Raw genomic sequence first — 7,331 nt, 5'->3', positions numbered from 1 at the left:
AGTCTGCTCAAGGCGCGCGGCACGTTGCAGAGCAAGCTCGCGACACTCGGCGTGACCGTCACGTGGACCGAGTTTCCGTCGGGGCCGCCGCAACTCGAGGCGCTGAACGCGGGATCGATCGACTTCGACAATGTCGCCTCGACACGCCGCCGCGCGACTGACGCGCCCGGCCGGCCCGCGCAGGTGCGCGGCCGCTTCGCACCACCATGAGACTCAAGGCAAAGATCTTCCTTCTGGCCATCGTGCCGTTCCTGCTCGCGATCGCCGGCATCGGCTTCGGCGTGCGCCAGCAGGCGACGTCCCTCGCGCGCACGCAGCACGCGACGATCCAGGCCGCGTACCTGTCGAGCAAGGAAGTCGAGCTGAAGCACTACGTCGAGCTCGCGACGAGCGCGATCATGCCGCTCTACGACGCGAGCGGCCGCAACGCGCGCGACGACGCGATGCTGCGCACGCAGGCGCTCGCGATGCTGCAGAAGATGGATTTCGGCCCCGACGGCTATTTCTTCGTGTACGACCTGCACGGCAATGCGCTGATGCATCCGCGCGAGCCCGAGCGCGTCGGCCACAACTACTGGTCGATGCGCGACCCGCAGGGCGCGCTGACGATCCAGAAGCTGATCGGCACCGCGTCGAGCGGCGGCGGCTACGTGCGCTACACCTGGCAGCGGCCGTCGACGGGCCGCGTCGCGCCGAAGCTCGGCTACGTCGTCGCGCTCGAACGCTGGGGCTGGATGGTCGGCACCGGCATCTATCTCGACGACGTCGACACCGCGCTGCAGCGCATCGACGCGCGTGCGTCCGCGAACATCGAGCGCACGATGAGCTGGCTCACCGCGATCGCGCTCACGGGCGCGGCGGCGATCGTCGTGTGCGCGCTGGTGCTGAACGTCAGCGAGTCGCGCAGTGCCGACGCGAAGCTCAAGCTGCTCGCGCAGCGCGTCGTCGAATCGCAGGAGCAGGAGCGGGCGCGGCTGTCGCGCGAGCTGCATGACGGGATCAGCCAGATGATGGTGTCCGCGAAGCTGATGCTCGAATCCGCGCTCGCACGCTTCGAACGCGGCTCGGCACGCATGCCCGAGGCCGAGCAGGCGCTGGCATCGGGCGTCGTGCGGCTCGGCGACACGCTGCGCGAAGTGCGGCGCATCTCGCATGCGCTGCGTCCCGCAATGCTGGACGATCTCGGCCTCGCGGCGGCACTCGAGCAGCTGGTGCGCGAGCTCGGCGCCGAAAGCGGCATCGACATCGGCTATACGCAGGTCGCGCACAGCGGCGCCCGGCCGCTGCCCGCGGCGGTCAACACCGCGCTGTTCCGGATCGCGCAGGAAGCGCTCAGCAACATCGTGCATCATGCGCAGGCGTCGCGCGCGGCCGTCACGCTCGACGTCGGCGCGCAATCCGTCACGCTGACCATCGCCGACAACGGCTGCGGCTTCGACGCCGAACGCTCGCAGGCCGACGCGCGCCGCGGCATCGGCCTGCGCAACATGCGCGAGCGCCTCGACGCGCTCGGCGGCATGCTGACGATCACGTCGCAGGTCGGCCACACGATCGTCGCCGCGCGCGTGCCGCTGCCCGGCACCGCGTCATGACGCGCCCCATCACAGGAGACCTTTCACGCATGAGCGCCCCCGACACCGCCCGGCCCGTCGCCCGACTGCTGCTCGTCGACGATCACCCGCTCGTGCGCGACGGCTTGCGGATGAGGCTCGAAGCGGCCGACCTGTCGGTCGTCGGCGAAGCCGGCAACGCCGACGAGGCGCTCGCGCTCGCCGCGTCGCTCGAACCCGATCTCGCGCTGATGGACGTCGGCATGAACGGGATGAACGGCATCACGCTCGCGGGCGTGTTCCATGAGCGCTTTCCGGGCATCCGCGTGCTGATGCTGTCGATGCACGACAACATCGAATACGTGACGCAGGCCGTGCGCGCCGGCGCGAGCGGCTACCTGCTGAAGGATTCGCCCGCGAGCGAGATCGTGCGCGCGATCGGCGCGGTGCTGGCCGGCCAGACGTTCTTCAGCGAAGGGCTCGCCGCGCGGATGATCCATGCGAGCGCGACCGCGTCACCGCTCGACCGGCTCACGCCGCGCGAACGCGACATCCTCGATGCGCTGGCGGAAGGGCTGTCGAGCAAGCAGATCGCGCAGCAGACCGGGCTGTCGGTGCGCACGGTCGAGACGCACCGGCTCAATTTGAAGCGCAAGCTGGAGATCGAAGGGCAGGCCGAGCTGATCAAGTTCGCGGTGGAGCATCGGCGAAGGTAGGCGAGCCCGACGCGGCGATCCGCGGCGAAAGGCCCGACCTGCCACACGCCGGATCATTCCGGCAGTGAAGACGTCACGCACGCCGCCGCGCGCCCCGATTGCTTCTCCGATTCACGCCGCACCATCAGCATCGCCGCAATCGCCATACTGAGGATTCCAGAACACAAAACCGCGATCGAAAACCCGTGCGCCATCGCCTCCCGATACGCACCGAGCAATTCCGGCCGGCCGGCAGCGAACACATGCTCCATCACGGCCTGCCGCGCGATCGTATCCGCTTGCGCACTCCCGGCCGCCTGCATCGCGGCCGTCATCCGGTGCAGCGCACCGATGCTCATCATGCTGCCGAGCACCGCGATGCCCATGCTCATCCCGGTCTGACGCAACGCGTTCATCGTCGCCGACGCCATGCCCGCGCGTTCAGCCGGCGCCAGTTCCATCACGGTCATGCCGGTCGCGGGCACCGCGAGCCCCATGCCGACCCCGAGCACCGCCAGCGCGACACCGACCGGCACATACGGCGTTCCCGCGCCGAAGCCGGCCATGACCGAGAGCATCGCGCCGATCAGGCCGTACCCGGCCACCATCAGCGCGTGCAACGGAATGCGCGCCGCGATGCGCCCGAACAGCATCGACGTGATCGCCGTCATCACGAACTGCGGCATCAGTTGCCAGCCGGCCTCAGCCGGCGTGCGCCCCTGCGCCTGCTGCAGGAACAGCGACAGGAAAAACAGGCTGCTGTACCCCGAGAACCCGAGCACGAACGACGCGAGATTGGCGCGCACCAGCCGCCGGTCGCGAAACAGCCAGACCGGCAGCAGCGGCCGCTCGACGCGCGTTTCGACCCGCACGAACACGACGAACGCCACCGCGGCGCCCGCCAGCGGCGCGAGCACCTTCGGGTGCGACACGCCGGCTTCGCCGATGCCGATCAGCCCGTACGTGAGCAACCCGAGCCAGACCACGCTCAGCACCTGGCCGAGCGGATCGAACGCCGCATGCTGCGGATGCCGGCGCTCCGGAATGCCCCATGCGCCGAGCAGCACGGTCACGATGCCGATCGGCACGTTGACGAGGAAGATGTTCTGCCATCCGCCGTGCTCGACGAGCAGGCCGCCCACCAGCGGCCCGAGGATCAGCGCGAGCGCGCTGAACGCGGACCATCCGCCGATCGCGCGGGCGCGCTCGCGCGCATCGGGAAACGCATGCGTGAGGATCGGCATCGCGCCCGGTATCAGCAATGCGCCGGCAAGCCCCTGGATCGCGCGGCCGATCAGCAACGGCTCGATGCTGCCCGCGCATGCGCAGACCACCGACCCGGCCGTGAACAGAACCACGCTGGCGAGCCACACGCGCTTGTGTCCGTAGCGATCGCCGAGCGGCCCGGCCGACAGCATGAACGCGGACAGCGCGAGCGCATACGCGTTGACGACCCACTGGAGGCCGCCGATGTCGGTATCGAGCGCCGTTTGCAGCGTCGGCAACGCGACGTTGACGATGCTGATGTCGAGCGTGGCGAGAAAGGTGCCGAGGCAGGCGGCCAGGACGAGTGCGGCGCGACGGTAGCGAGGCATGGCGGGCGGCCCTTCACGGGCATCGGGATGAGAATGATTCTCATCATATATATCGACTGACCGTCGGTCAATGGATTGCGTTGGCCGCGAGCGGGGGTGCTGGCCTAAACTGCGGGCTTTGCACGAACGGGCGTCGAGCCGCGCGATGACGGACAGGACAAAGGCAGGGACCACGACAGTGAAGGACGACGCGCCGGCAGGCAAGCCGCGCACGAAGCCGGCGGAAGTGCGCCTCGAGGAACTGATGGCGGCGGCCGAGACGCTGTTCCTCGCGCAGGGTGTGGAAGCGACGACCATCAGCGAGATCGTCGAGCACGCGCAGGTCGCGAAAGGCACGTTCTATCACTACTTCGAATCGAAGTCCGACATGCTCGCCGCGCTCGCGCAGCGCTACACGTCGTCGTTCCTCGACCGGCTGCAGCACGCGGTGGACGCGTGCGACGCCGACGACTGGCTCGCGCGCCTGCGCGCGTGGATCCGCGCCAACATCGAAACCTATGCGGCGACCTACCGCACGCACGACATCGTCTACGCGAACCACCATCACCACGATCGCGCGAATGCCGACAAGAACGCGATCCTCGAGCAGCTCGGCGCGATTCTCGACGGCGGCGCTCGGGCCGGCACCTGGCGGCTCGCGCATCCGCAGGTCACCGCGCTGCTGATCTATGCGGGCGTGCACGGCGCGACCGATCACATCATCGCGGCCCCGGAAACGGATCGTGCCGCGTTCGTCGATGCCGTGGTCGACGATTGCCTGCGGATGCTCGGCATCGGCGCGTGACGCGCAGCCAGCGCACAGCCATGAAAAAGGGCGCCCGAGGGCGCCCTTCGTCGATCCGGACTGCGGCCTGACAACGGCCGTCAGTTCGTCCGCGAATTGTGCTTCTGCAGATACGCGATCAGCCCGTCGATCCCGCCCGACGCGAGCTGGCTCTTGAACTGCCCCTGGTAGACCTGGATCAGCCACGCGCCCGACATGTCGATGTCGTAGATCTTCCAGTCGTTGCCGACCTTGCCGAGACGATAGCCGACCGACTGGCTGTCGCCCGGCGTCGTGACCGTCGACTGGACGAGCGCATCGGCACCCGACGCGCCGCCGGCCTTGAACGAGAACTTCGCGTCCTGGCTGCCGAGCTGCGCGAGCGACGCGGCATAGGTGCGCGTCATCAGCAGCTTGAACTGCTTGTACAGCTCCTGCTGCTGTTGCGGCGTGGCCTGCTTCCACGCGTCGCCGACCGCGATGCGGGTCGTGCGCTCGAAGTTGGTCGCGGGCAGGAAGCGCTGCTCGACGACTTGCGTGACTTTCGCCATGTCACCGCCGCGGGCGGCCGGATCGGCCTTCATCGCGGTAACGGTGCCCTCGACCGCATTGCGGACGATATCGACCGGCGCGCTCTGCGCGAAAGCGGAAACCGACACGGCGGCCGCCGCGACGAAAGCAAACAGATGACGTTTCATACGAATATCGCTCGATGAGAAAAAACGACCGGTTCATTGCACCGGCCGACGAAGCAAAGTATACCGGGCCTGACGCCTCGGTGTGCCGCCGTGACCGACTGTTACCTTTCAGCTTCGTTTGTCACAGGCGTGCAGCGGCACGTCGAAGCAGCGCGGCGGCGATTATGTAAATATCCCCTTACAAACCAGCCGGCCATCGGTATCGATTCCGCCGCTGTGAACAAATCTCCTTCCCTCCCCGAAACCCCCAACGTCACGACCGCCGCCACGCTGCGCCGGTATACTTGGCTACTTTGCCCTTGCCAGCCGCTCCCCACCGCCACATGGTGACATCTCTCATCGTCCGACTCGTTGCATGGTCGGTGCGACGCCCCGTCTGGGTCGTCGTCCTGTCGCTCGTCATCGCCGCGCTCAGCGGCGTCTATGTCGCGCAGCATTTCAAGATCAACACCGACATCAGCAAGCTCGTCGATGCGGAACCGCAATTTGCCGCACTCGGCCAGGCCGTCGATAAAGCGTTCCCGCAACGCAACGGCACGATCCTCGCGGTCGTCGAAGCGCCTGCGCCCGAATTCGCGAACGCCGCCGCGCATGCGCTGACCGAAGCCCTGCAGAAGGATGCCGAAGCCGGCCGCATCGGCCAGGTCGCCGAGCCCGGCGGCGGTCCGTTCTTCGAGCACAACGGGCTGCTGTTCCTGTCGCCGCAGGAGGTCACGGATACCACGTCGCAGCTCGCGAGCGCGCGTCCGCTCGTCAATGAACTCGCGAAGAACCCGAGCCTGACCGGGCTCGCCACCACGCTGTCCACCACGCTCGGCCAGCCGCTGCTGACCGGCCAGGTGAAACTGTCCACGATGGCGAAGCTGCTCTCGCGCAGTGCCGCGACGGTCGACGACGTGCTGGCCGGCAAGCCGGCCGCGTTCTCGTGGCGCGCGCTGGTCGACAGCGATGCCGCACGGCAACCCGCGCGCGCATTCGTCACCGTGCAGCCGGTGGTCAATTACGGCGCACTGCAGGCCGGCGCGGAAACCAGCCAGGTGATCCGCGACGCGGCCCGTTCGCTCGACCTCGAGAAGCGCTTTGGCGCAGCCGTGCGCCTGACCGGCGAGCAGCCGCTCGCCGACGACGAATTCGCGTCGGTTCAAGATGGCGCGGCGCTCAACGGTGTCATCACGCTGCTCGCCGTGCTCGTCATCCTGTGGCTCGCGCTGCGCTCGAAGCGGATGATCGGCTCGGTGCTCGTCACGCTGTTCGTCGGCCTCGTCGTGACCGCCGCGCTCGGCCTCGCGATGGTCGGCTCGCTGAACATGATCTCGGTCGCGTTCATGGTGCTGTTCGTCGGCCTCGGCGTCGACTTCTCGATCCAGTACGGCGTGAAGTACCGCGAGGAGCGCTTCCGCGATCCACGCATCGATCACGCGCTGATCGGCGCCGCGCACTCGATGGGCATGCCGCTCGCGCTGGCCACCACCGCGGTCGCGGCGAGCTTCTTCTCGTTCATCCCCACCGCGTATCGCGGCGTGTCCGAGCTCGGCCTGATCGCGGGCGTCGGCATGTTCGTCGCGCTGCTCACCACGATCACGCTGCTGCCCGCGCTGCTGCGCCTGTTCGCGCCGCCGGGCGAATCTAAAACGCCGGGCTTCCCGTGGCTCGCGCCGGTCGACGATTTCCTCGATCGCCATCGCAAGCCGATCCTGATCGGCACGCTCGCGGTCGTGATCGGCGCGCTGCCGCTGCTCGCGTTCCTGCGCTTCGACTTCAACCCGCTGAACCTGAAGGATCCGCACAGCGAATCGATGGCGACGCTGCTCGCACTGAAGGATTCGCCGGAAGCCGCCGTCAACGACGTCACGCTGCTCGCGCCGTCGCTCGCGGAGGCCGACGCGGCCGCGAAGCGCCTCGACGCGCTGCCCGAAGTCGGCCGCACGACCACGCTGTCGACCTTCATCCCCGCCGAACAGCCAGCCAAGCGCGCGGCGATCGCCGCCGCCGCGAGCGACCTGCTGCCCGCGCTGACGCAGCCGGCCGCG

The 7,331-nt window shown here is 68.3% G+C and carries 6 protein-coding genes and 1 pseudogene; 5 read left to right on the top strand and 2 right to left on the bottom strand.

Features of this window, described 5'->3' with window-relative positions; translation table 11 throughout:
* The 3 genes and pseudogenes from G3N61_RS37215 to G3N61_RS37205 form a co-directional block, all read left to right on the top strand.
* A pseudogene (locus tag G3N61_RS37215) lies at positions 1 to 135 on the top strand (sulfonate ABC transporter substrate-binding protein); the annotation flags it as partial.
* A 71-nt stretch (positions 136 to 206) separates the two neighbouring features.
* Positions 207 to 1,592 carry a cache domain-containing protein gene (locus G3N61_RS37210; RefSeq protein ID WP_175023726.1) on the top strand — a complete coding sequence of 462 codons (1,386 nt, stop codon included), beginning with the start codon at positions 207 to 209 and terminating at the stop codon, positions 1,590 to 1,592.
* 29 nt (positions 1,593 to 1,621) lie between these two features.
* Entirely contained in the window at positions 1,622 to 2,266 is a 645-nt protein-coding gene (locus G3N61_RS37205; RefSeq protein WP_043186307.1) for a response regulator transcription factor, read from the top strand.
* Between the two features lie 53 nt (positions 2,267 to 2,319).
* Here G3N61_RS37205 and G3N61_RS37200 read toward each other — a convergent pair whose 3' ends face one another.
* Positions 2,320 to 3,840, bottom strand: a complete 1,521-nt coding sequence (locus G3N61_RS37200) for an MFS transporter (RefSeq protein ID WP_205824905.1) — start codon at positions 3,838 to 3,840, stop codon at positions 2,320 to 2,322.
* A gap of 145 nt (positions 3,841 to 3,985) precedes the next feature.
* Here G3N61_RS37200 and G3N61_RS37195 point away from each other — a divergent pair, with 145 nt between their 5' ends.
* Positions 3,986 to 4,624 (top strand): TetR/AcrR family transcriptional regulator, encoded by a 639-nt coding sequence (locus tag G3N61_RS37195; RefSeq protein WP_043186301.1) that lies wholly within the window; start codon positions 3,986 to 3,988, stop codon positions 4,622 to 4,624.
* Between the two features lie 80 nt (positions 4,625 to 4,704).
* Here G3N61_RS37195 and G3N61_RS37190 read toward each other — a convergent pair whose 3' ends face one another.
* Positions 4,705 to 5,301: an ABC transporter substrate-binding protein gene (locus G3N61_RS37190; RefSeq protein ID WP_011353639.1), complete on the bottom strand. Its 597-nt coding sequence runs from the start codon at positions 5,299 to 5,301 to the stop codon at positions 4,705 to 4,707.
* Positions 5,302 to 5,624: 323 nt separating this feature from the next.
* Here G3N61_RS37190 and G3N61_RS37185 point away from each other — a divergent pair.
* Positions 5,625 to 7,331, top strand: a 1,707-nt coding sequence (locus tag G3N61_RS37185) for an MMPL family transporter (RefSeq protein WP_205824904.1), incomplete at its 3' end; no start/stop codon positions are given.

It is taken from the genome of Burkholderia sp. Ac-20349 (genome assembly GCF_017104865.1).
In the GTDB taxonomy this organism is placed as follows: domain Bacteria; phylum Pseudomonadota; class Gammaproteobacteria; order Burkholderiales; family Burkholderiaceae; genus Burkholderia; species Burkholderia aenigmatica.
Note: the sequence above shows the minus strand (reverse complement) of the source record. Positions and strands in the feature narration are given on the sequence as shown.

What these genes read in the sequence shown, in the direction of transcription:
- G3N61_RS37210 (WP_175023726.1), top strand. Translation starts at nt 207, where the DNA reads ATGAGACTCAAGGCAAAGATCTTCCTTCTGGCCATCGTGCCGTTCCTG.
- G3N61_RS37205 (WP_043186307.1), top strand. Translation starts at nt 1,622, where the DNA reads ATGAGCGCCCCCGACACCGCCCGGCCCGTCGCCCGACTGCTGCTCGTC.
- G3N61_RS37200 (WP_205824905.1), bottom strand. Translation starts at nt 3,840, where the DNA reads ATGCCTCGCTACCGTCGCGCCGCACTCGTCCTGGCCGCCTGCCTCGGC.
- G3N61_RS37195 (WP_043186301.1), top strand. Translation starts at nt 3,986, where the DNA reads ATGACGGACAGGACAAAGGCAGGGACCACGACAGTGAAGGACGACGCG.
- G3N61_RS37190 (WP_011353639.1), bottom strand. Translation starts at nt 5,301, where the DNA reads ATGAAACGTCATCTGTTTGCTTTCGTCGCGGCGGCCGCCGTGTCGGTT.